The sequence below is a fragment of the Candidatus Hydrogenedentota bacterium genome (assembly GCA_016791475.1).
In the GTDB taxonomy this organism is placed as follows: domain Bacteria; phylum Hydrogenedentota; class Hydrogenedentia; order Hydrogenedentales; family JAEUWI01; genus JAEUWI01.
In genome coordinates this window covers 1-23,130 of sequence record JAEUWI010000015.1, presented here as the reverse complement: position 1 = coordinate 23,130, position 23,130 = coordinate 1, and the positions used below count along the sequence as shown (strand labels likewise).

Sequence of the window (23,130 nt, the reverse complement as noted above, 5' to 3'; positions counted from 1 at the left end):
TTAACCTTGGGAAAGCGTCCCGATCATTAGCGAATCACGTGCGGTGCGATGAGGAAACCTCAACTCCCGTCGTCGCTGGCGGTGTTCACGAACCCATTGCTCCGCCGTGTCGGAGACGGAAAGTCTTTAAGTGTTCAACGATTTGCGCAGGTTGTTCCAAGAGTGTAACAGGGGTGCCTGGCGTGAGCAGAACTGTTCATTGGTCATCGAATCGGGCGCGCCACATCAGAACGGGGTGGTTTCGAATCACAAGAAAGCCCTGTTTTTTGGTGTTTTTTCAGATGTTTATGTTGGCACTTCTCTTGCTTATAGCTGCGTAGTGAACGCGCGTGGACACCGAAGCGCGATTTGAGGTAGTGATATGTCGGACCTGCTGATAGCTCTATTATTGATGTCGGGACTTGGTGTGCTGCTCTCCCTGGGCTTGGCCCTGGCCGACCGGCGCCTGTATGTTGAATTTGACCCCCGCATTGATCGAATCGCGGGTATGCTCCCCGGAACCAATTGCGGCGCTTGCGGTCGCCCCGGCTGTCGCGCCTTTGCGGAGTCGGTTCTCGCGGGCCTGAGCGCGCCAGCGGCATGCACGGTGAGTGGTCCGGCGGGACTCAAGGCGCTGGCGAAGGTTCTGGGGGTGGAGGCGGGCGCCACGACGCGGCGGGTTGCACGACTCGCCTGTGCCGGCGGGAGCAACGTGGCCCGGAACCGGGCGGTCTACCAGAATGTGACGAGTTGCCGCGCCGCAGCCCTGATTGCCGGGGGTGGCAAGGGATGCGTCTGGGGTTGTCTGGGGTTGGGGGACTGCGAGGCGGTTTGTGGTTTCGGCGCTATCCGGATGAATGAACACAACCTGCCGGTGGTGGACGAAGCCCGGTGCACGGCCTGCAACGACTGCGTCGAAGTGTGCCCCAAAGATCTTTTTTCCATTCATCCCACCAGCCACCACCTCTGGGTGGCTTGCAAGAGTCTCGACGAAGGCGATGCGGCCCTGGCCGAGTGCGCGGTGGCTTGCACGGGTTGCGCCCGTTGCGCGGCGGACGCGGAGCGGGGCGGAGTCGCCATGGTGGGCGCGCTCCCGGTGGTGGATTATAACCGCAACGCGGTTTTTTCACGAGAGATTATCCAGCGATGCCCGACCGGGGCCATTGTCTGGATTGGTGATAATGGTTCGGTGGAAAAGGGTGCGGCGTCTCCTCCCGTCATCCGGCGGTCGCCGCTTCCGGTGATGACGATCGATAGACCCTGAGACAACAGAGAATACAACGGATTCAAGGTGTCTGCCATGAGCAAAATTACAAAGACAGCCAAGTACCCCGGGGTGCGCCAGGCGATGGACGGAAACAGCGCGGTAATCATGTGCGAGCGCGAGTCCAGCGACGCGGCCGGCGCCTATCCGATCACGCCATCGACCCAGATGGGCGAGTATTGGGCGGAAGAGACGGCCAAAGGTCATATCAACATATCCAATCGACCGCTGATCTTTGTGGAGCCGGAAGGGGAGCACGCGGCGGCGGCCGTTACGGCCGGCCTGTCCATGACGGGGCTCCGCGCCACCAACTTCTCCTCGGGCCAGGGTATCGCCTACATGCACGAGTCGCTCTACGCGGCCGTGGGCAAGCGCCTGACCTATGTGTTGAATATGGGCTGCCGCGCCATGACGAAGTCGAGCTTGAACGTGCACGCGGGTCACGACGACTACCACGCGGTGGACGATACGGGCTTCTTCCAGGTTTTCGGAAAGAGCGCTCAGGAAGTGTGCGATCTCAACATCATCGCCCACAAGATTGCGGAGCTTTCCCTCACCCCGGGTATTGTCGGCCAGGACGGGTTCCTGACGACACACCTCATCGAATCCATCCTCCTGCCGGAGCGCGAGCTCATCGCGGAGTATCTGGGGCGGCCCGACGATATCATCCCCACGCCGACCCCGGCGCAAAAGATGATGTTTGGCGAGACCCGTCGTCGGATTCCCGAACTCTGGACCGTGGACAATCCGATGCAAATCGGAACGGTTCAGAATCAGGATGCGTACATGCAGAGCGTGGCCGCGCAACGCCCCTTCTTTTTTGACCATATCCAGGCGCTCTCGGATCAGTGTTTTGCCGAGTTCGAGGCCTTGACCGGTCGCGGGTATGCGAGGGTCAATACGTATCGCTGTGAGGACGCGGACTATATTATCTTCGGCCAGGGCAGTGTGGTCAGTTCCGCGGAAACCGTCGCGGACTATCTGCGCGAGACCCGCAAGATCAAGATCGGTGTAGTGAATCTCATCATGTTCCGCCCCTTCCCGAACGACTTGATCAGCAAGCTGCTCAAGGGCCGCAAGGGCGTCGTTATTCTCGAACGCGTGGACCAGCCCCTCGCCTCCGATCTTCCGCTCATGAAGGAAGTCCGCGGCGCAATCGGCAAGGCGCTCGAAAACGGGCGCGCCGGCAAGGGTCCCCAGCCCTATCCCGGTATCGAAGCTTATAAGAACGCGGAAGAAGCGCCGCTGCTCTATTCTGGATCCTTTGGTCTCGGCAGCCGCGACCTTCAGCCCGAGGGGCTTATTGCGGCGGTTGAGAACATGCTGCCCGACGGCGAAAAGAAGCGCTTCTTCTACCTTTCCGTCGACTTTCTGCACGACAAGGCCTATACGCCCAAACAGCAGATTCAGCAGCAGGAGATTGAAGCCGCCTACCCCGACATTCGGAAACTGGCGATCCGCGGCAGCGAGAACCCCAACCTGATGCCGAAGGACGCCATCACGGTGCGCTTCCATTCGGTGGGCGGCTGGGGCGCCATCACCACGGGCAAGAACCTCGCCATCACCCTGTTTGACCTCCTGGGATACCACATAAAGGCGAATCCCAAGTACGGCTCAGAGAAGAAGGGGCAGCCGACGACCTACTACCTTTCCGCGGCACCCGAGCCGATTCGAATCAATTGTGAATATATCTATGTGGATGTGGTTCTTTCCCCGGACCCGAATGTATTCAATCACAGCAATGCCCTCGCCGGCCTGAAAGATGGCGGCGTCTTCATTATCCAGTCTGATCTCGATGACGCCGACGCCGTCTGGAAGAGCATCCCAAAGACCTACCAGAAAATCATCATCGACCATAAGATCCGCCTCTATTACCTCGACGCCTTCAAAATTGCCCGCGACGAGGCGGCCGACCCCGAATTGCAGTTCCGAATGCAGGGTAACGCCTTCCAGGGCGCCTTCTTCAAGGCTTCGCCCGTGATGGCGGCACAGGGTCTCACCGAAGAAACGCTCTTCGAAGCCATCCGGAAGCAGTTGCAGCACAAATTCGGCGGCAAGGGTGCGCGGGTGGTAGAAGACAACGTCCGGGTTGTGGCCCGTGGATTTGACGAAGTCCGGGAAGTCACGGATAAAGCGATTTCCACGGTGGCCGAGCCGATCCTTCGCCACGAGCTTGCCCTGCCCGTCATGATGCGGGACATTCCCCGGGGAGATGTGAGTCTCAACGATATCCATCGCTTCTGGGAACAGACCGGCGAGTTCTATATGACCGGGCGCGGCAATGACAACATCGTGGATCCCTTTATCGGGCTGAGCGTGGTGCCGGCAAGCACGGGCGTCTTTCGGGACATGAGTCAGATCCGCTTCGACCATCCCCTCTGGGTGCCGGAGAATTGCACGGCCTGCGGTTCGTGCTACACGATTTGTCCCGACAGCGCGATTCCGGGCCTTGTGCATTCGCTCAACGAAATCTTTGACACAGCAACGAAGCGGGCGGAACAGGCCCACGGGCCGACGCGGCACTTGCGCAAAGCCCTGATTCCCGTGGAGAATCGCTTGCGTGGCCGACTCAATACCGAAGGCGAAGCAGCCAATCCACGCGCGATTCTGGCCGAGGTACTCGAAGACGTTGTCGCCGTTGCGGTGCTGCCCGAAGACGAGCGCCCGCGTCTCGAAGAAGAGGCCCAATGGTTCAGCGAAGCGCTGGGCGACTTTCAGTTCTCCATCACCAAGCCCTATTTCGTCCAGAAGGAGAAGGAAAAGCCGGGCAGCGGCGGTCTCCTCTCCATTACCGTGAACCCCTATGCCTGCAAAGGCTGCATGGAGTGCGTCAAGGTTTGTAACGACGACGCGCTCCGCTCCGTTCCTCAGCGTCCGGAAAGCCTCCAGAAGCTGCGCAGCGACTGGGAAGTCTGGCGTGCGCTGCCCACCACCTCGCAGGAATACATCCGTATTGATGATCTGGAAGAGAAGATCGGCGCTCTGGAGACTCTGCTGCTCGACAAGCGCGCCTACTTCACCATGAGCGGCGGCGACGGCGCCTGCCTCGGCTGCGGCGAGAAAACCATCATCCACCTCTTCACGGCGACGGTTGAGGCTTTGATGCAGCGCCGCGTGAAGAAGCACCTCGAACACTTGGAGAATCTCATCGGTCGACTGGAGCAGCATGTACGCCTCAAGTTGGCCAGTACGATTGATCTCAGCAATCCGACCGCGCTCCAGCACGCCATTGAGGGCGCGGGCAACTCCGACCTGACCCTGGGCCGGCTTTCCGAAGGGTTGGACGCGTCCCACGCGCAGGAACCCCTGGATCCGGACTGGCTCAAGTGGGTGACCGGGCTGATGGCCGAATTGAAGCGCCTGCACTGGAAATATACGACCGGAGCCAACCACCAGGGCCGGTCCAGCATGGGTATCATCAATTCCACCGGCTGCACTTCGGTGTGGGGTTCCACCTTCCCCTTCAACCCGTATCCCTTCCCGTGGACCAATCATTTGTTTCAAGATTCGCCCAGCATGGCCATGGGTATTTTCGAGGGACACATGTCCAGGATGGCCGAGGGCTTCAAGGCGATTCGCATGGCGGAACTGGCCCTGACGGGCGACCTTCCCTGGCGCGAGCACGAGAAGAGTCTCACCTACTTCAACTGGCGGGATTTCTCCGATGAAGAATTCCTGCTGTGCCCGCCCGTAGTCTCGGTGGGTGGCGACGGCGCCATGTACGATATCGGCTTCCAGAACCTGTCGCGGCTGATGATGTCGGGCAAGCCAATCAAGGTCATGATTCTGGATACGCAGGTGTACTCCAACACGGGCGGCCAGGCCTGCACCTCCGGTTTCACCGGCCAGGTGTCGGACATGGCCCAGTACGGCAAGGCCTTCCAGGGCAAGGAAGAAATCCGCAAGGAAATCGGCCTCATTGCCATGGCGCACCGCACGACCTACTGCCTGCAGGGCAGCGTCTCCAATGTGACGCACCTCCTCGAAGGCTTCATCGACGGCCTCAACATCCGCCGCCCGGCCCTTTTCAATGTGTATGCGCCCTGCATGCCGGAGCACGGCATCGCGGATGACGTGGCGAGCCTGCAGAGCAAACTGGCCGTCGAGTCGCGGGCCTATCCCATTTTCCGGTACAACCCCGACCTGGGCCCGACGCCTCAAGAGTGCTTCGACCTGGACGGCAATCCCGCGATGGAATCGGACTGGCCGGTCTACACGATTAATTACACCAATGAGGAAGGCGCGCCGGAATCCATGGAGGCGCCCCTGACCTTCGCCGACTTCGCCGTGACCGAAGGGCGCTTCCGGAAGCAGTTCCGCAAGGCCCCGCGCGACACGTGGAACGACAAAATGGTTCCGTTGGCGGACTATATCAAAATGCCCGCCGATGACCGCAAGGGTCTTTTTCCCTACATCTGGATGGTGGGCAAGAAGAACGAACTCATGCGCGTCATTCCCGCCGAGCCCATCGTCAAGGCGGCGGAGGACCGGATCCAGTTCTGGACCATGCTCCGCGCCATCGCTCTGCCGGCGCAGATGCCGGATCGGGAATCGATTGCAACCGAGGTTCGGGCAGAAATGGCCCAGAATCTCGCGGCCCAGTTGCTGCAGATGGTGGGAGGGGGTGGCACGGCCCTGATCGAGGCGGCCGCCTCCGTCAGTGCGCCGGCCGCCGCACCGGTCGCTTCAAACAATGGCAGCTCGGGTGGTCATACGCCGGGCTATATCGACTCCGCCGGCTGCACCGCGTGCAACGAATGCATTCAGATCAATCCAAAAATCTTCGCCTACAATGAGAATAAGAAGGCCTATGTGAAAGATCCGCTGGGCGGTCCCTTTAAGGATCTGGTGCGCGCCGCGGAGAAGTGCACGGCGCAGGTTATCCATCCCGGAACCCCGGCGGACCCGAAGGAAAAGGACCTTGACAAGCTGCTGAAGCGGGCGAAGAAATTCTCTTGAGCGTCATGTATCGGTCAACGAAGGCACGCGAACTATGCTGAACCTGTTGCGAGAATGGTGGGACAAGTCCCCGGAAGGGCTATATCCACCTGAGCACAAGGAGCTCACGGCTCACAAGGCGGTGGTTCGCCTGCCCTTTCCGGAAGTGGTCTACGTACCCCTTTCGCAGCATGTCGGCACGCCCGCCATCGCCCTGGTCCATCCGGGACAGGAAGTGGTTCGCGGCGAGCCGATAGCCAGCGCGTCTGGCTTCATGTCGGTTCCCATGCACGCCCCCGCAACGGGACGTGTTCGGGCGATAATGGACCTGACCACGCCCCGCGGGGCCCGGGTGCCTACGATCATCATCGACGTCTATCCGAGCGCGAGCCAGTCGGTTTTGTACGGCTTCGAACAGGATATATCGACCATGTCGCCCGAGGCGCTGGTCGGCGCGGTTCAGGAGACCGGCGTGGTCGGCCTTGGTGGCGCGGCGTTTCCGACCCACGTGAAGCTGAGGGTTCCGGATGGGTGCACGGTGGATACGGTTATCGCAAACGGATGCGAGTGCGAGCCCCGCCTCACAACCGATCACCGCCTCATGGTTGAGCAGCCGGATGCCGTACTTCGGGGCCTGGCGGTAGTTCGAAAGGCGTTGGGTGCGGCTCGGGCCGTGATCGGCGTTGAAGCGAACAAGCCGGACGCCGTGGCGGCCTTGACCAAGGCCATGCGTGATCGGGACGAGGTGGAACTTCGCACCGTAGCGACGCGCTATCCACAGGGGGCCGAAAAAATCCTCATCAAGTCCCTGCTAAAGCGCGAGGTGCCCGCCGGCGGACTGCCTTCCGATGTTGGGGCGGCGGTTTTCAATGTGGCCACCCTTGCCCAAATCGGCGAGTTGCTTCCGCAGCGGCAGGGCCTCATCGAGCGGGTTATAACGGTGACGGGAGAGGGGATCGAGAAGCCCGGCAACTATCTGGTTCCGCTGGGGACGCCAGTCCGGCATGTTCTGGCCTGCGTCGGATTGAAACCGGGGAATGCACGGGTGGTCTTCGGCGGACCGATGATGGGCACGGCCGTCAGTTCCTGGGATACGCCCGTTACCAAGGGCCTATCCGGTATTGTGGTTCTGCCCGGCGAAGACGGTGCCGCCGCGAGGGCGGAGCGCCCCTGCATCAAGTGTGGCGCCTGTCTCGAAGTTTGCCCGATTCATTTGAATCCCTGTTACCTGGGGCAGCTCGCCAGGGTCCGGGACTATGATCGCATGGCGTCGCAGTATCACCTGATGGATTGCTTCGAGTGCGGCTGCTGCTCCTATGTGTGTCCGTCGGACATACCGCTGGTTCAGTACTTCCGGATCGGCAAGCAGATCGTTCGGGAACGAAAGGCGGTTTCATGAGCGCCAACGGGCATCTGCTGGAGCTTCAGGCCGCGCCCCACGTACACCGGAAAGCGGGTGTCGACGCGATCATGTATCAAGTGATTCTCGCGCTGCTGCCCCTCTGCGCCTTCAGTGTCTGGCAGTTTGGCCTGAGTGCGCTCGCCCTGATCGTCACAAGTACGGTGGCCTGCCTCCTGGCCGAGGCGCTCTTCAATGTGTTCTCGGGCAGGCCCTCAAGCCTTTCCGATGGCAGCGCCGCCATCACCGGACTGCTACTGGCCCTGACGCTGCCACCGGGCCTGCCGCTCTGGATGGCGGCGCTCGGCGGCGCAATTTCCATCGGACTGGGCAAGGCGCTCTTCGGAGGCCTGGGCGCCAATGTATTCAATCCCGCGCTCGTGGGGCGAGCCTTCCTTCAGGCTTCCTACCCCGTTGCGCTCACCACCTGGTCGCCCGCCTTCGCATCGGGGCGATTCGCAACCTTCATCCCGTCGTCCCTCGCGCCGCCCTTCTGCTCTCCGCCCGCGGTCGACGCCTGGGTTCTGGAACACGCCGTGGACGGTTTCAGTGGCGCCACGCCCTTGTCTTTGCAGAAATTCAGCCAGGTTGGCACGGGCCTCTGGGATCTGCTCCTCGGGACGACGGCCGGATCGGCGGGGGAAACCAGCGCCCTGCTCATCGCAGTCGCCGGGGCCTTTCTCGTCGTACGCAGAATCGTAAACTGGCGAATCCCGGTCGCCGTACTCGGCTCGGCCTTCCTGATGAGCACGGCCTTCCATCTATACGATTCCACCGCCTGCCCCGGACCCTTTTTCATGCTTTTCTCCGGCGGCCTTATGCTGGGTGCATTCTTCATGGCTTCGGATATGGTCGGTTCACCGGTGACACCGCGCGGAATCTGGATCTACGGCGCTTTCATTGGTTCCCTGACAATTGTAATCCGAGTGAAAGGCGGCCTCCCCGAGGGCGTCATGTACGCGATACTGCTCGGTAATGCCCTGAGCCCCCTCATTGACCAGTGGACCCAGCCGCGTGTATTCGGCGAGCGGAAGGCGAGTCATGGCTGACGCTCCCGTAGCATCGGTACAGGATGAAAAAGCATCGGCGGTCGCCCCCGTGAACACCGGCCGAATGGTGAGGGCGCTTACGCTGATTTCGGCCCTTTCCGGCCTCCTCATTGTGGGGGCTTTCCAGGTGACCGCGCCCTACATTGAGGCCAACCGCACGGCGCGGATTGACCGGGCCATCTTCAAGGTGGTGCCCGGCGGCGCGACGAAACGCGAGTTCGCCTTTGGCGAGGCCGGAGTCAATCCCGATCCCGCACATGCGGCCTTCGGTGCTCGATTCTATGCGGTTTACGACGAAGGTGGGGCGTTGAAAGGGCTGGCCCTTGAGGCGTCGGGACAAGGTTACCAGGACGTGGTGCGGATACTCTACGGTTATGATCCCGATCGTCAGATCGTCACGGGCATGACGGTAATCGAGTCAAAAGAGACCCCGGGGCTGGGCGACAAGATTGGGAAGGACCCGGCTTTCCTGGAGAACTTTCTGGCACTGGACGCCACGGTGGACCCGGCGAATAACACACTCGTGAACGCAATAACGGCGGTGAAACACGGTACGAAGTCGCAACCCTGGGAGGTGGACGGAATTTCCGGGGCCACCATCGGCTCCAAGGCCGTAGCGGTCATGATGGACCGGAGCCTGCGCGACGCCCTTCCCCGTGTACGGCCCGAGCTGGACGTGATTCGAAAGGCTGCGCGATGAACACGCAATCGAGCAACTCAGTTGACACCTTCATTAAGGGGCTGTGGCGTGAGAATCCGGTTTTCGTCATTCAACTCGGTCTGTGTCCCACGCTGGCGGTGACAAATTCCGTGGTAAACGCCCTCGCGATGGGCCTGGCAACCCTTGTCGTGCTGGTCATGTCCAGCCTGCTTGTGTCGCTGTTGCGGCACGTGATACCAACACAAGTCCGAATGGCCACCTATGTCATAATCATCGCGACGTTCGTGACCGTGGTGGACTATGTCATTCAGGCCATCAGCCTCGACATCTATCTCGCCCTTGGTCCCTTTATCCAGTTGATTGTGGTGAATTGCATCATACTTGGCCGGGCGGAGGCTTTCGCATCGAAGAACGGCGTCGGTCTCGCGCTCCTGGACGCATTGGGAATGGGCGCGGGTTTCACTTTCGCACTTCTGTGCCTTGGTTCGGTGCGGGAACTCCTGGGGAACGGCTCCCTCATGGGCCATGACCTGTTCGGCCCCCAATTCGAGCCCATGGCCATCATGGCCCTGCCCCCAGGCGGCTTTTTTGTGTTGGGGGCCTGGCTCCTGCTCTTCGCGTGGTTCAAGGCGCGCGGCGCGCGGCGGGCGACCTCGGAGGCAACCCGTCATGTCGGATGATTCACTGACCTTCATTCTGTTGAATTCCTGCATCATCAACAACTTCGTGCTGAGCGCCTTTCTCGGTATCTGTCCCTTTCTTGGCGTATCGGGAAAATTCGAGACTGCAAGCCGCATGGGGCTCGCGGTCGTGTTTGTCATGGTGGTTACCTCGGTCTGCGCCTACGCCATTAACGCGCTGCTGGTCAGCGTCGGGATGGAATATCTCCGCCTGATCTGCTACATCGCCGTCATTGCTTCGGCGGTGCAGCTCGTTGAAATGGCGTTGCGGAAACACAGCCCGGGACTCTTTCGCGCGCTGGGTATCTACCTGCCGCTTATCACCACCAATTGCGCGATTCTCGGACTTGCCCTTTTCCAGACGTTCAAGGGTTACAACCTCCTCCAGTGCATCGCCTACGCCCTGGGTTCCGGTGCGGGATTCACCCTCGCGCTCGTGATCATGGCGGGGTTGCGCGAGCAACTGGCGCTGAACAATCTCCCCGGTATCGCCCGGGGCTCCGGGCTGGCGCTCATGGTTGCGGGCATTCTATCCCTCGCCTTCATGGGCTTTGCCGGATTGGGGAATTGATACGATGATTATGTTGAAGTTACTCGTTGCCTGGCTCGCCGTCGCTGCGGCGCTGGCCGTGCTGCATCGCTGCGGCGCGACCCCGCACGAGCACGGGCCCGGCACACCCGATACAGACGGTCAAGGCTGCCGGTATTGCCCCTCGTCGGGGGCGTGCCACACCGCACAACCGGCGCCGGCACGGCGCACGAATCAGGAGATCAAGTCATGAAGCTTTCCTACTATGACACCAACCATCCCCATACGGCCGTCGTCAAGGATACCCGCCGCATAACACCGGAAGAATCGCCGGTGGAAGTGCGCCACATCACCCTGCTCGTACCGGGTGGGAGCCTTTCCTTTGTCGAAGGACAGAGCATCGGCGTGCTGATCTCTCATGAGAACGAGTTTGGCAACCCGCACCATTTGCGGCTCTACTCCATCGCGAGCACCCGGCTGGGTGAAGACGGCAAGGGCACCGAAATCGCCATTTGCGTGCGGCGCTGCTCCTATATCGACGAGGTAAACGGCGAAGAGTATCCGGGGGTGGCCTCCAACTACCTCTGCGATCGTAAACCCGGCGACGCCATCACGATTACGGGTCCTTATGGTAACCACTTCACCATGCCGAGCTCGCCCGACGCCAACATGATCATGGTCGGCGTTGGAACCGGTATCGCGCCCTTCCGTGCCTTTGTGAAGCGCATCTTCCACGATAAGGGCTACTGGCGCGGCCAGGTGAGGCTTTTCTACGGCGCGAATCATGGTCTGGAATTGCTCTACATGAACGACGTCGTCAACGACTTCAATCTGTACTACGACGACGACAGCTTCAAGGCATTCGAGGCCGTGAGTCCCCGCCCGCATCTCCAGGCGCCCGTTACCTGGGAAGCCCACATGAACGACTACGGCGAAGAGGTATGGAACCTCATGCAGGATCCCAATACCTACGTCTACATCGCCGGGCTCGAACCCGCGCTGGAGAGCTTCAACAAGACCATGATAAAGATCGCGGATTCCGAAGCGGCCTGGTCGGCCATCCGGCAGGGCCTCGAATCAAGCGGTCGCTGGGCGGAGCTGATATACTGACAGGTGAAACCTGTTTGCCACGACGTGGAAACGCAACCCTCGGACAGGGTAAGGACATGCAGTCGGAACGCGGAAAACAGCGCGCCTGGAGTCGCCGGAGCTTTCTCGGGGCGGGGCTGTTTGGAGTTGCTGGCATGGCACTGAGCGAAAACGTATTGGCGGTGGGGGGGCGGGTCCTGCGCATTGAGCGTATTGAAACCTTCCCGGTCATCTATCCCACCGTAATGCGCTTCAAGTTCTTCGAAGGCCCAACGGGCACGGGGCGTCCCTCGGTACTGGTCAAAATTACGGCGGACGACGGCACGGTGGGCTGGGGGGAGAGCGTGCCCGTGCCCCGCTGGAGCTACGAGACGCTGGAAAGCGCGGTCAGTACTATCGAGCGCTACCTTACCCCGGTACTCCTCGGGCGCGATCCCTTCGATCTCAAGGGCGCCCACGATGCCATGAACCGGGAAGTGGCGAATTCCTTTTCCACGGGCGCGCCCATCACCAAGAGCGGTATCGATATGGCGCTTCATGACCTGATCGGAAAGGCGTCCGGGTTGAACATCGCCCAACTCTGGGGTCGCGAGGCGGGGAAGGAGCTCGTGCTGAGCTGGACCCTGAATCCCAAGACGCTGGACGAGCTGGAGCCTCTGATTGAGAAGGGCCGGGAGCGGGGCTTCGAGAACTTCAACGTCAAGGTGGCGCCTGACATCAAGTTTGACATCGAAATGTGCCGCACGCTGAAGCGTCTGGTGCCCGAGGGCTTTCTCTGGGCCGATGCCAATGGTGGATATGATCTGGCGACCGCGTTGGACGCCGCGCCGCGCCTGGCTGATGCCGGTGTCGCCGTTCTGGAGCAGCCGCTGCCCTCCAACCGCTTGACCGGATACCAGGAACTGATACGGCAAGGCGCGCTGCCGATTATTCTGGATGAGGGCGTCGTCTCGCCAACGGATCTGATTGAATTCGTCAAGCTGGGCTGCTGCAATGGCGCGGCCCTGAAGCCTGCCCGCTGCGGAGGTCTCGTTTCGGCCTCTCAACAGGTGGAAATCCTTGAAAACGAGGGACTGCTCTTCCTCGGCAGCGGCCTGACCGATCCCGACGTTTCGCTAGCCGCGTCGCTGATTCTGTATGGGGCCTATGGTCTCAAGTATCCGGCGGCACTGAATGGTCCGCAGTTTCTCGGGGCAAGCGTGATCAAAGAGCCTTTTGTTCCCCAGGGGGGCAAGGTGCCCATTCCGCAGGGGCCGGGACTGGGTATCGAGGTCGATGAAGAAAAACTGCGGGCTCTGATGGACCAGTCCAAGGTTCAATAGGGCTACGCATTCGCAACCAGCGAGGTTGACGCCATGAAAAGTCCCGTATCCATCCCACGCCGCACATTCCTCAAGCAATCCGGCGCGGCATTGGCGCTCTCCGCCGCGCCCACGCTTCTCACTTCCTGCGCGACCACTCCCACGCGTCGCCTGCCCGCGAGCGGTCCCATTCGCGTGGGCTACATCGGCTGCGGACGGCGCGCGAACAGTCTATACGGACTTCCGGAAGAGGGAAAGCTTGTGGCGCTCTGCGACCTCTACCGTCCGCGTCTCGAAGAAGTGGGGAAGCGCTTTCCGGGTGCGGCACTCTACGATGACTATCGTGAACTTCTGGATTCACCCGAAATCGACGCCGTGGTTATCGCGACGCCGGATCACTGGCACGCAAGACCGGTGATTGACGCGTGCCGCGCGGGCAAGGACGTCTACTGCGAAAAACCGCTGACCCTCACCATCGATGAAGGCAGGCAAATGGTGCGCGCCGTGCGTAAGCATGGGTGCATTGCCCAGACCGGCAGCCAGCAACGTACCATGGTCGCCTGCCGGGAGGGTATGCGGCGGCTTCACGATGGCGAGATCGGCGAGATCACGGAAGTGCATACGGCGAATCTGCCGAGTCCCTGGGAATGTGAACTGGGCGGGGAAGACGCGCCCGCGGGATTGGACTGGGACCGCTGGTGCGGACAGGCGGAAGTACGCCCATTTCATCCGCTGCTGTTTGCGCCGCGCGGCGATGGCAAGACCTACGAAGATGGACGTCCCTACGGCTGGATTTCCTATCGCCCCTATTCGGGTGGTGAGATGACCGGCTGGGGCGCTCACAGCCTGGACATGATCCAATGGGGACTGGGCATGGGGGACAGCGGCCCGGTGGAAATTTGGCCAGAGCCTTTCGGTCCGGGACAACTATCTTTTCAAGGTACTCCCCTCAAGGGCGAACACCCATGGCCCGAAGCCGCGAAACTGGCCTGTCCCGTGGTCTTCCGCTACGCAAACGGCGTCACCGTGCACATGGACGGTAAGGGGCCGGCCGGGGGCGGGTTTTTCGTGGGAACAAAGGGCGCCATGAGCATCTCCCGGGGCGTATACGAAATCAAGCGCGATGGCGACGCGGAAAAAACGCGCGTGGACGAGCCCAAAGGTCGCGATGACACGCTGGAACACCTGAGGAACTGGCTGGAGTGCGTTCGCACCCGCGAATGGCCCTCGGCCGAAATGGAAACGGGCCACCGTTCAACCACTGTTTGCCACCTGGGTAACATCGCGCGCTGGACCGGTCGGAAACTTGCCTGGGACCCGGAGAAGGAAGAGTTTGTTAACGATCCCGAGGCCAATGCCTATCTCAAGCGCGCCCAGCGCAGGGGCTACGAAACGTAGCACCCGGCTCAGGCTGAACCTGATTGCCAGGCTGCGTTGCTACTCGGCGGCATAGCGCTGGTGCATGGAGGCAAGGTCTGCTTTCGACAGCTCGCCTGAATGCACGATGACGCGATAGCGCAAGGTTACCACTTCGCCCTTCGGCAGCATGATTGCATCGCCCTCGGGCCAGTACATGGGCGTGGGTGAAAAGAAGCCATAATCCCGGGTGAACCACTTGGCGGGATACCATCGGTTGGAGGGGTGCTGGAGAATGGCAAGCCCTTCCCGGATGTCGTTTCGGGAGCCAGAGTAATCACACCAGGGTGACGCCACGCCGAACGTGCCAGCCTCCGCAACATCGCCCTGCGCGTTAACCAGTACCCCGCCGGACTGAACGCTCAGTTCGGGTGTCATCCGCGCTGCGAAAAGGGAGTGGTTGGTTTTTTCGATGGTGATATCCACCAGCGGTTCCAGAGCAATTTCGAAATCAATCAGCCGGAGCGATTCGGAGGGGGCGGACACGGAAATGCGCCGCCGGTCTTTCATGACCGCGTCTTCCTCCGGCAATTTCCAAAGGCATTCATCCACAATAACGACGCGCGCGCCTTCAGCCACTTCGATCACCGGTCCCTGTGAAAGAATCTGTCCGCGCTCGTTGCCTTCCTGCCAGTAGTTGCCGCCGTTAACGCGATCACAGGCGAAGAAGAGGGAGTGATGGTGCGGATAGGGATCGGCGCTTTCCGTAGTGACGGATTGCCCGGATACGGGCCCGTTTACGGGAAAAAGATAGGGATACTTCTGTGCGGGCGCGTATTTGTACGCGGTGATCAGTTCAGCGCCGGTAATGACCTCAATTTGATCTTGACCAGCACGGGCCTGAAGCTTTAATTCAACTGCAAAGACGCCGGGAAGCATCGGTAAGCTAAGAAGCGCCGCAAACAGGATCGAGCGACCGATGTGCTCCATGGGATACTCCTTCGGTGAAAAGGCGGCACGCAGACGCGTCAATGCTTTGTGGATTCGTCCAAATACTGTTTGAACAAGTCGCTTAGCGCATTTTCACCGTCGAGGTTGTGCTGCACCAGCAGGCGGTACTTCAATTCAAAGGATTCGCCCGGCTTTAGGACGTGGGTCTGCTCGTGGGGCCAGCAGACACCGAGGAAGCCATAGTGCCGAAAAATCCAGCCAGGGTGGGGGAACCCTGGATTGGACGGGTGCTGCATCATGGCGATTCCGGAAGTACCCGCACCGTCTTTTTGCTTCCAGCTTATGCTGGCCCAGGGCGTTTCAAAGCTCAGCGCGTCCTCCGGCACGATCCCCTTGGCGGTCAGAAAGGAGAAAGGCTTGTTGTCCGCATTGGGACGGAAAGAAAAGCCGCCGTAGCCTTTGTCCTTGGCTCCCTCGAACGTAACGTTCTCTTCGCACACATTCGTGAACTTGAGGTGGAAGTCCAGGGCGCGAAACGTATCCTGTGCGGGGTGGGCGGTGAAGAATATGGTCTCCAGTACCCTCGGCTTCGGATCGCCATCGAAGAACCAGCCGTTTTCCACGCCGACTTCGACGCGATCCGGTGAGGCTTCTTTCTTCAGCCAGCGCTGAAACAATTGGTGGGCGCCGACGATGGTCCAAACGTCTATCTTGCGTTCGCCCACCATGGTCTCAGGCCAGGTCCAGAAAACGCCCCGATGGTGATAGTGATCTTCGGGAAAATCGTCCGTCATGATCTCGCCATCGAGACCGTAAAGGGGATGAATGTAGCTGGAGCGCCAGTAGCGTTCCACGTCCACGCCTGCGGGTGGATCGACGCGACCGAAGTTGTACGTCAAAACCGGCTTGCCAGCTTCCAGAATGGTAAGCTGGCGATCGGACTCCTCCAGCGTGAAGCCCGCAGCGTCCGTACGAAAGACCACGCAACAGGTGAGCGCCAGTGCGGAAATAATCAGCCGAATCCTGATCGTCCTGGGGCGAGCGAAAGTCTGATTGGCTGGTACGATGCTGTTCATCCAACGTCTCCCTGGAAGCACGTGCTGTCGCGTCCGTCACTTCCTGCTGTAGGTCCGCCCCACATATTCTTCCAGCAGCAGCCGGAACTGGTTTGCCAGTTCGTCTTTCGTCCCCGAGTAGCTGGCATACTTCTCACCGTCTACAAAGACCGGGCAGACGGGGTCTTCTCCGTTGCCGGGCAGGCTGATTCCAATATTGGCGGCCTTCGATTCGCCGGGGCCGTTCACGATGCAACCCATGACCGCCACCTTGAGGGTTTCGACGCCCTCAAACTCGTTGCGCCAGGCGGGCATGCGAAGGCGGACATAATCCTGTGTCTCGGCGGCCAGCTCCTGAAACGTCGTGCTGGTGGTCCGCCCGCAGCCCGGGCATGCGGTGATACTGGGGGCGAACTGGCGGATGTTGAGGGACTGCAATATCTCTTGCGCCGCGTAGACTTCTTCGCGTCGATCGCCACCCGGCTGGGGGGTGAGGGAGACACGGATGGTATCTCCGATGCCTTCTCCAAGCAGGAGGCCCATGGAGGCGGCGGACCAGATCTGGCCCTTCATGCCCATGCCGGCTTCGGTGAGGCCGAGGTGGAGGGGCTGTCGGGTCTGGGCACTGAGCTTACGGTAAAGCTCGATGAGGTATACCGGGACGCTGGTCTTACAGGAGATGATGATCTGGTTCTCGCGCAATCCGGCCTCCAGCGCGAGGTCGGTGGACTGTATCGCGGAGAGAATCATGCAGTCGTTAATAATGTCTTCCGATGACTTGCCGAGGTTTTCATCGGTATTGATCTGCATCTGCTCGATCACCAGTTCCTGGTTCAACGAGCCCATGTTTACGCCGATTCGTACCGGTTTGTCGTTGTCTCTGGCGATTTTGCAGATGGTTGCGAACTGCTCGTCCCGTTTGTCACCTTTGCCAACGTTGCCGGGATTAATCCGGTATTTCGCCAGAGCTTCCGCGCAGGCCGGGTGGGCTGTAAGGAGCCGGTGACCGTTGTAGTGGAAGTCGCCAATCACGGGAACACTCACCCCGGCATCCCGAACGCGCTCCATGATTTCAGGAACGCTTGCGGCGGCTTTGGGCGTGTTGACCGTAATGCGGACCAGCTCGGACCCGGCCTCGGCCAATTCCACGATTTGCCGGGCAGTGGAGGGGGCGTCCTCCGTGTCGGTGTTGGTCATGGACTGGACGACGACGGGGGCTCCTCCGCCGACCTGTACACCACCCACATTGACGCCGATGGTGTTTTTTCTTGCCTGCAATGTCATTCGATGTAAACTCATTGTGAGGGTGAATGTTGAAAGAAGTGCTTCGTTGCGGCGGCCCTTCGGGAACCTCATTTTCCCGCAGCACCCGCAAAATGGTGACGGGGAATGATACGCCCCCGCCCGAGAACCGCGCAAGCCGGGAGTCACGTTGCGTATTGAAAGTGCTCCCGTTATGATGGGCGTCTGCCGTTTGCGGTTGGGCGCGGTAGTGACCGCAGGGCCGGGTTCACAAAGGAGGTTAATCCGTTGCAGTGGTATGGTAGTTCCATGAGTTTACTGACAGGCCTGTTATTGGTTATCGGCGCGAGCGCCCATGGGGGAGAGTGGCCCCAGTTTCGCGGACCAGATCGCAATGGAATTTCGCCCGATACAGGCCTTCTGACAGCGTGGCCCCCTGAGGGACTGAAGCCGCGCTGGGTTGCCGAGGGATTGGGCGAGGGCTACTCGTCGGCGGTGATCGCGGGAGAGAGGATTTACCTCACCGGCATGCTCGGCAGTGACAAGCAGGGCCATCTTCACGCTTTCGATCTGGACGGGAAGAAACTCTGGTCCACGCCCTATGGTCCGGAATGGGAGAAGACCTATCCCGGTACCCGCTACACGCCCACCATCAATGAGGGCCGGGCCTATCTCATCAGCAGTCATGGCGTGGTGTGCTCCTTTGACGCGGAAACGGGCGCCTTGCTCTGGCAGCGTGATGTGGCAAAGGATTTCGGAGGCACGGCGCCGGCCATGGGCTTCGCCGAGTCGCTCCTGCTCGACGGTGATCGCTTGATCGTGACGCCGGGCGGCCCGGATGCGAGTGTGGTCGCGCTGAACAAATCGAACGGCGAGACGATTTGGGCCAGCAAGGGACTCAGTGATCAATCGGCCTACTGTTCGCCCATTCTCATCGAACGCGGGGGGACCCGCCTGATTGTTACGCTGGTGACGACAACCCTCGCCGGGCTGGATCCGGAGACGGGCGCGGTGGTGTGGCGGACGCCCTTTGACGAGACGGAGGAGCTGCAGAACCATGCGGTGGCGCCCGTCTATGCGGATGGTTTTCTCTATGCCACCAGTGGCCACCGTAAAGGCGGTGTCATGTATGAGCTTTCCGCGGATGGCAAATCAATTACGCAGCGCTGGGCCGACGAGACCCTCAACAATCATCATGGTGGAGTGATATTTCAGGGTGGCCATCTGTACGGCTCGACCATGAACGGCCGGTGGGTGTGTCTGTCTGCTTCGGACGGCGTGGTGAAGTGGGAAGAGCGCGGCGTGGGCAAAGGCTCTATCACGGTGGCCGACGGTCTCGCCTATTGCTACAGCGAGAAGGGAACCCTCGGACTTGCCCGCATGTCGCCGGATCGCTTCCAGGCGATAAGCGAGTTTGAGGTGGAGCTGGGGGAAGGTGTCCACTGGGCCCACCCTTCCATCGCGGATGGTCGGCTCTATATCCGCCACGGCGACGTGTTGATTGCCTACGACGTGAAGGACGCAAAGTAGGCGTCACGCCTGGCATACCCATTTTGCCAGGTACGGCTCCATCCGACGGTCACCCCCGGCTTGATCCGCGCGCCTGCCCTTGGGTAGTGTTGCCCTGGCACTTGGCCCCGAGGAAAACCCGATTGAAAGCAGCACTGGCCACCCTCCTGATTTTCTCCGTCGCGGGCCTCTCCGCCTGCCGAACAGCGGAGCAGGTGCCCCTGCGCAAGGGCGAGCCCCTTTCGTTGCGCTTGAATGTGCCGTCGAACACCCCCCACTGGGTGGAAGCATCCCGGCGCAGTACCGGGCGTTACGGGTTCATGGGGGAAGAGATCCGCATTGAGGGCTTCACCCGCTTCGTCTATGAATTGCGCAGCCTCCAGCGCAGCCGCGCGGGGGACACGGAGTTCTCCGTCACTCCCCGAATCTACGCCATGGACGACTGGGTGGTGACGCCCCGAGGTGATCGCCTCCGTCCTCCCGAAATGGAGTCCCTCTTCAAGGACCTCGAGCAGGCGATTCTGCTTCATCCGTTCACGTTCACCGTAAATGCGGACGGCGGTATCTGTCACATTGACGGATTGACGGCGCTGGAGAATTCAGTGGCGGCCGTCGTTTCGCGCAGCGATCTTCAATTCGCGAAACTGGATCCGGTTTTGCGGCACGCCTGGCGGCGTGTGTTCATGGCGCACATTGACGACCGGCCGATCCGGCGCCATTTGCTGGAGACCTATGGATACCTGCCGAAGGGCCCCGTGCGTCTCGGCGATATGTGGTCCGCGCCGCAAGCCGATTCACCATGGCCCTATCTGCCTGCGAAGGAGTCGATTCGCCTGATCAGTCGGCGGGATGATCTCTGGTATATCCAGACGGCGGGTGAGTTTGCCCCGCCACCGGAATCCGATTGGGCCAGCTACAAAGGCGGCAAGCGCGGCTCGATCTACGCGGATGTGTCCACGGGCCTCGTCAAAGAGCGACAGGAGACCACCTACTGGAAGCGCAAGAAGAACCGCACGAACTGGGAGCAGTTTACCCTGAAGTCTTTTGAATCTTCGGAAACGGTGCGGATCAATGCCGGCGCGATCTCCAATTCACCGCCGCTCTACGCCATACATCGCTTTCCCATGATGGACGCCAAGCCATGAGTGCGGACGCTAAACGCCGGAGCTTCGGTGGGGCCGCGCACAAGGCAATCTACACACTGGGCACCCTGTGTCTCATTGCCATGGCCGTCTACTACGCGCTCAGCTTCTTTTTCGAGGCCGGCTACACCCCCTTGGGCAATTTCGGCGCCCCGGTGGTGGCGAAATATGCGGAGGGTGATCGGGTCTACCTGCTGACCGGACAGTGGCGGACCTACACCCCCAGGGGGCAGGGCCGCAGCGGACGAATGACCACCTACTTTCACGTCGACCTCTGGGCCATCGACGCCGCAACGGCAAAGCCCCTTTGGCGAAAGCGCCTCGAATCGGAGCGCGGTGGCGGCTATGGTGATCGCAGTCTCATGGGGGTTCACGGAAACACCGTGTGGCTGAAGATAAGGCGGCACATCGTGGCGGTTTCGGCCCTGGACGGCTCCGTGCTGCTGAAGTCGGGAAAGTTGGAGGAAGGCAATGCGGAATTGAGGGGGCTCATGCCGACGGAAGATCGCTACTTCACTTTCGACGGTCGCGGCCTCCTGATTACGGCCGCGGACGCGCGCCAGTGGCGAATCGACCCGGATACCTTTAAAGCCCTCCCCGTTGCCCCCGACACCCCACCCGATCCGCGGGCCTATCCACCCGTCTACTACACCCCGAATGGCACGCAATTGCACATGGTCCGGGGCGTTGAGACGGCGGAGCGATGGCTTGGGATGATGACCGACAATGAAGCGAAGTTCTTTGAGGAGCACAACAACCTCGGCGACTCCTATAACGATGACCGTCGAAGAATATGGAGCGCGCGGATCGTAAAGCAGTCCACGTTCTTCGGCGAGCAGCCGGATTATGTTGATGTCTCGCCGGTGCCCGGTACGGCGGATTATCTCGGGGGTAAATTCCTCCGCGAATACGACAGGGCATCCCAGTTGCCGGCCATACGGATCGGCGAGCCCGACAGCGTGCTGCTCCTTTCCCGCGAGCGCCTGGGCCAAGCCGGAAAGCTCCGGCTGGCCCGTTTGTCGGTGATCGACGGCAGGGTTCTCTGGGATACCCAATTGCCCCTGACGGAAGTTCAGTCGGTGCGCCGTCTGGACAGTACGGTGGTGATTCTTGGGATTGAGTACACCGAGGGCGACCCCGAGGTGACCGATCCTTTACGGGATTCGCCGCGGCGACTCGTGGCGCTCGACCTCGCGAGTGGCGCGGTGCGTCACTTCAGCTTTTCCGCGCTGGAAACCCACCCGGAAGCGGCGAAAATCAATGCAGGCTTGTGAAATGTTTACTTGGTAAGTTACCCCACAGGGAGACAGCATCGTGACAAGTCCCGCGCCAATATCTTCAGCAGTCAACCCTCTTTCCCAGGCAAATTCTGGCGGTGTCGGGTTGCGTTTCCTGGTTGGTTTATGCGTCGCCGCCCTGTTGCCTTTGTCCATCTATTTGATCTCGAAGTCCTTTAACGAGGCCAGCTACAGTCCTTTCGGGCTTTTTGGCGCGCCTGTCTTCGCGAAGACCGCCGAAGGGGAGCGGGCCTACCTCCTCACGGGACAATGGCGCAGGATCCGCCAGCCGGGCCGCCACAGTTCCGGCTACGAATATACCGAGTTCTACGTCGACATGTGGGCGGTGGACGCGGCCACGGCACAGCCGATCTGGCGCAATCGGTTGGAAACCGAGCGGGGCGGCGGCATGATTGATCGCGAATTCCTCGGCGTGGATGGGAACGCGGTCTGGCTCTTGCTCCATGACAAACTCGTGGCGCTCGCCGCGTCCGACGGCTCGGTAATCGCGCCGGTGGGTAAGGTGGAGGCGCTGAACCCGGAATTGAAGGGGCTGATGCCGACGGATTCGCGCTATATCATATTCGACCACCGGGGCTTGTGCATCACGGCTGCGGATGCCCGCCAGTGGCGGGTCGATCCGGCCACCTTCAAAGTCACCGCAGTCGAGTCCGTTCCCCAGCCTCCGAAGGAGGGCGCGTATCCGCCCGAATTCATCACCCCCGGCGGTTCGGGGCTCCATCTGGTGCGCGGCGTCGAACTGACGGATAGTTACATCGGCCTGTTGACGGAGGAGGAGGCCAAGGTCCTCGAAACCAGCAACAGGCCGACCGCACTCACGCCGGAAGTCCGCCGGCGTGTGTGGGGCGCCAAGGCGCACACGCCCGACGAGACGATCCCGATGTACCGCAATTACACCGAGCTCAAACCATTGCCCGAAGCTCCCGAGTTTCTGGACGCGGGTCTGCTCCGCGAGTATTCCCAGGCGCAGCAGCTTCCCGCGTTGTGGGCCACCGATCCCGCCAGCGTTTTCGTATTGCACCGGGAGCGTCTGGGGCAAGCCGGGAAACTCCGGCTCGCCCGCGTTACGGGACCGGTGGGCAAGGTGCAGTGGGAAGCCGCCCTGCCGCTCACGAATGTTCAATCGGTGAAGAAAATGGAGAAAAACATTCTAATCTTCGGACACGAATACCTCGAAGGGGACCCCGACATTTCGGATGCCCTCCGCGATTCGCCCCAGCGCCTCGTGTCTGTGGATATCGCCACCGGCGCGGTTCATGTCCATACCCACTCCGTGACGGACGCGCATCCCGAAGCGGTGAAGGTTGATGTGGGGCTGTGAAAAGGGCTTCTTGGACCGAGTTGGCAAATGGACTATGTGGACCAAGTTGACCATGTTGAAAGAGGCGGAACTGGATTTCGAGTCGATAATTCTTTCGAGCGGTCTACCTCATTGATGACGACTTAATCCAAGCTAAACCACCGGCTTTGCCGGTGAGAATTCATCAGGCCCCGCCGTTCCAACGTCAATCTTTGTGACGATAATGCGGGAGGCTAACCGCCGTTGACAGTATATACTTCCGCAGTATTAGCTCCGAAGGAGCGGCATATCGTAGCCCAGGCGCGAGCGAAGCGAGTCCTGGGGGGGTGAAGAAAAAGCCCGCCCCCCCCCCCGGGCGGGCGCGGAAAGCCGGGGGCGCCGTTGGAGG

General features: G+C 60.7%; 18 protein-coding genes. 15 read left to right on the top strand and 3 right to left on the bottom strand.

Annotated elements, in window-relative coordinates; genetic code table 11:
* Positions 1-361 precede the first annotated feature (361 nt).
* The 11 genes from JNK74_10010 (at position 362) to JNK74_09960 (ending at position 14,287) form a co-directional block, all read left to right on the top strand.
* Positions 362-1,243, top strand: coding sequence for an RnfABCDGE type electron transport complex subunit B (locus tag JNK74_10010; GenBank protein MBL7646509.1), 882 nt, complete (start codon positions 362-364; stop codon positions 1,241-1,243).
* A gap of 84 nt (positions 1,244-1,327) precedes the next feature.
* Positions 1,328-6,202, top strand: a complete 4,875-nt coding sequence (locus JNK74_10005) for a 2-oxoacid:acceptor oxidoreductase family protein (GenBank protein ID MBL7646508.1) — start codon at positions 1,328-1,330, stop codon at positions 6,200-6,202.
* A 34-nt stretch (positions 6,203-6,236) separates the two neighbouring features.
* Positions 6,237-7,580 (top strand): electron transport complex subunit RsxC, encoded by a 1,344-nt coding sequence (gene rsxC, locus JNK74_10000; GenBank protein ID MBL7646507.1) that lies wholly within the window; start codon positions 6,237-6,239, stop codon positions 7,578-7,580.
* Positions 7,577-8,629 (top strand): RnfABCDGE type electron transport complex subunit D, encoded by a 1,053-nt coding sequence (locus tag JNK74_09995; protein MBL7646506.1) that lies wholly within the window; start codon positions 7,577-7,579, stop codon positions 8,627-8,629. The genes rsxC and JNK74_09995 overlap by 4 nt, the downstream gene beginning before the upstream one ends.
* Positions 8,622-9,329 carry an FMN-binding protein gene (locus JNK74_09990; protein MBL7646505.1) on the top strand — a complete coding sequence of 236 codons (708 nt, stop codon included), beginning with the start codon at positions 8,622-8,624 and terminating at the stop codon, positions 9,327-9,329. The genes JNK74_09995 and JNK74_09990 overlap by 8 nt, the downstream gene beginning before the upstream one ends.
* The gene (locus JNK74_09985; protein MBL7646504.1) at positions 9,326-9,970 is read left to right on the top strand and encodes an electron transport complex subunit E; all 645 of its coding nucleotides are present in this window, start codon (positions 9,326-9,328) and stop codon (positions 9,968-9,970) included. The genes JNK74_09990 and JNK74_09985 overlap by 4 nt, the downstream gene beginning before the upstream one ends.
* On the top strand, positions 9,960-10,541 hold the full coding sequence (locus JNK74_09980; GenBank protein MBL7646503.1) for an RnfABCDGE type electron transport complex subunit A: 582 nt from the start codon (positions 9,960-9,962) through the stop codon (positions 10,539-10,541). The genes JNK74_09985 and JNK74_09980 overlap by 11 nt, the downstream gene beginning before the upstream one ends.
* A gap of 4 nt (positions 10,542-10,545) precedes the next feature.
* Positions 10,546-10,752 (top strand): hypothetical protein, encoded by a 207-nt coding sequence (locus JNK74_09975; GenBank protein MBL7646502.1) that lies wholly within the window; start codon positions 10,546-10,548, stop codon positions 10,750-10,752.
* Positions 10,749-11,609: an oxidoreductase gene (locus JNK74_09970; protein ID MBL7646501.1), complete on the top strand. Its 861-nt coding sequence runs from the start codon at positions 10,749-10,751 to the stop codon at positions 11,607-11,609. Before JNK74_09975 ends, JNK74_09970 begins: the two co-directional genes overlap by 4 nt.
* A gap of 134 nt (positions 11,610-11,743) precedes the next feature.
* Positions 11,744-12,910, top strand: coding sequence for a mandelate racemase (locus JNK74_09965; protein MBL7646500.1), 1,167 nt, complete (start codon positions 11,744-11,746; stop codon positions 12,908-12,910).
* Positions 12,911-12,943: 33 nt separating this feature from the next.
* Positions 12,944-14,287 (top strand): Gfo/Idh/MocA family oxidoreductase, encoded by a 1,344-nt coding sequence (locus tag JNK74_09960; GenBank protein ID MBL7646499.1) that lies wholly within the window; start codon positions 12,944-12,946, stop codon positions 14,285-14,287.
* 39 nt (positions 14,288-14,326) lie between these two features.
* Here JNK74_09960 and JNK74_09955 read toward each other — a convergent pair whose 3' ends face one another.
* Genes JNK74_09955 through ispG form a run of 3 tightly spaced genes read right to left on the bottom strand, consistent with a single transcriptional unit; the run spans position 14,327 to position 17,535 of the window.
* On the bottom strand, positions 14,327-15,235 hold the full coding sequence (locus JNK74_09955; GenBank protein ID MBL7646498.1) for a PmoA family protein: 909 nt from the start codon (positions 15,233-15,235) through the stop codon (positions 14,327-14,329).
* Between the two features lie 38 nt (positions 15,236-15,273).
* The gene (locus tag JNK74_09950; GenBank protein ID MBL7646497.1) at positions 15,274-16,272 is read right to left on the bottom strand and encodes a PmoA family protein; all 999 of its coding nucleotides are present in this window, start codon (positions 16,270-16,272) and stop codon (positions 15,274-15,276) included.
* Positions 16,273-16,308: 36 nt separating this feature from the next.
* Positions 16,309-17,535 carry a flavodoxin-dependent (E)-4-hydroxy-3-methylbut-2-enyl-diphosphate synthase gene (ispG, locus tag JNK74_09945; protein MBL7646496.1) on the bottom strand — a complete coding sequence of 409 codons (1,227 nt, stop codon included), beginning with the start codon at positions 17,533-17,535 and terminating at the stop codon, positions 16,309-16,311.
* 267 nt (positions 17,536-17,802) lie between these two features.
* On the opposite strand from ispG, the gene JNK74_09940 reads away from it, so the two are divergent.
* The 4 genes from JNK74_09940 (at position 17,803) to JNK74_09925 (ending at position 22,763) form a co-directional block, all read left to right on the top strand.
* Positions 17,803-19,023: a PQQ-binding-like beta-propeller repeat protein gene (locus JNK74_09940; GenBank protein MBL7646495.1), complete on the top strand. Its 1,221-nt coding sequence runs from the start codon at positions 17,803-17,805 to the stop codon at positions 19,021-19,023.
* A gap of 122 nt (positions 19,024-19,145) precedes the next feature.
* On the top strand, positions 19,146-20,147 hold the full coding sequence (locus JNK74_09935; GenBank protein ID MBL7646494.1) for a hypothetical protein: 1,002 nt from the start codon (positions 19,146-19,148) through the stop codon (positions 20,145-20,147).
* Positions 20,144-21,418 carry a hypothetical protein gene (locus tag JNK74_09930; GenBank protein ID MBL7646493.1) on the top strand — a complete coding sequence of 425 codons (1,275 nt, stop codon included), beginning with the start codon at positions 20,144-20,146 and terminating at the stop codon, positions 21,416-21,418. The genes JNK74_09935 and JNK74_09930 overlap by 4 nt, the downstream gene beginning before the upstream one ends.
* Positions 21,419-21,527: 109 nt before the next feature.
* A complete protein-coding gene (locus tag JNK74_09925) occupies positions 21,528-22,763 on the top strand; it encodes a hypothetical protein (GenBank protein ID MBL7646492.1) in 1,236 nt (411 codons plus the stop codon).
* The last annotated feature ends 367 nt before the right edge of the window (positions 22,764-23,130 follow it).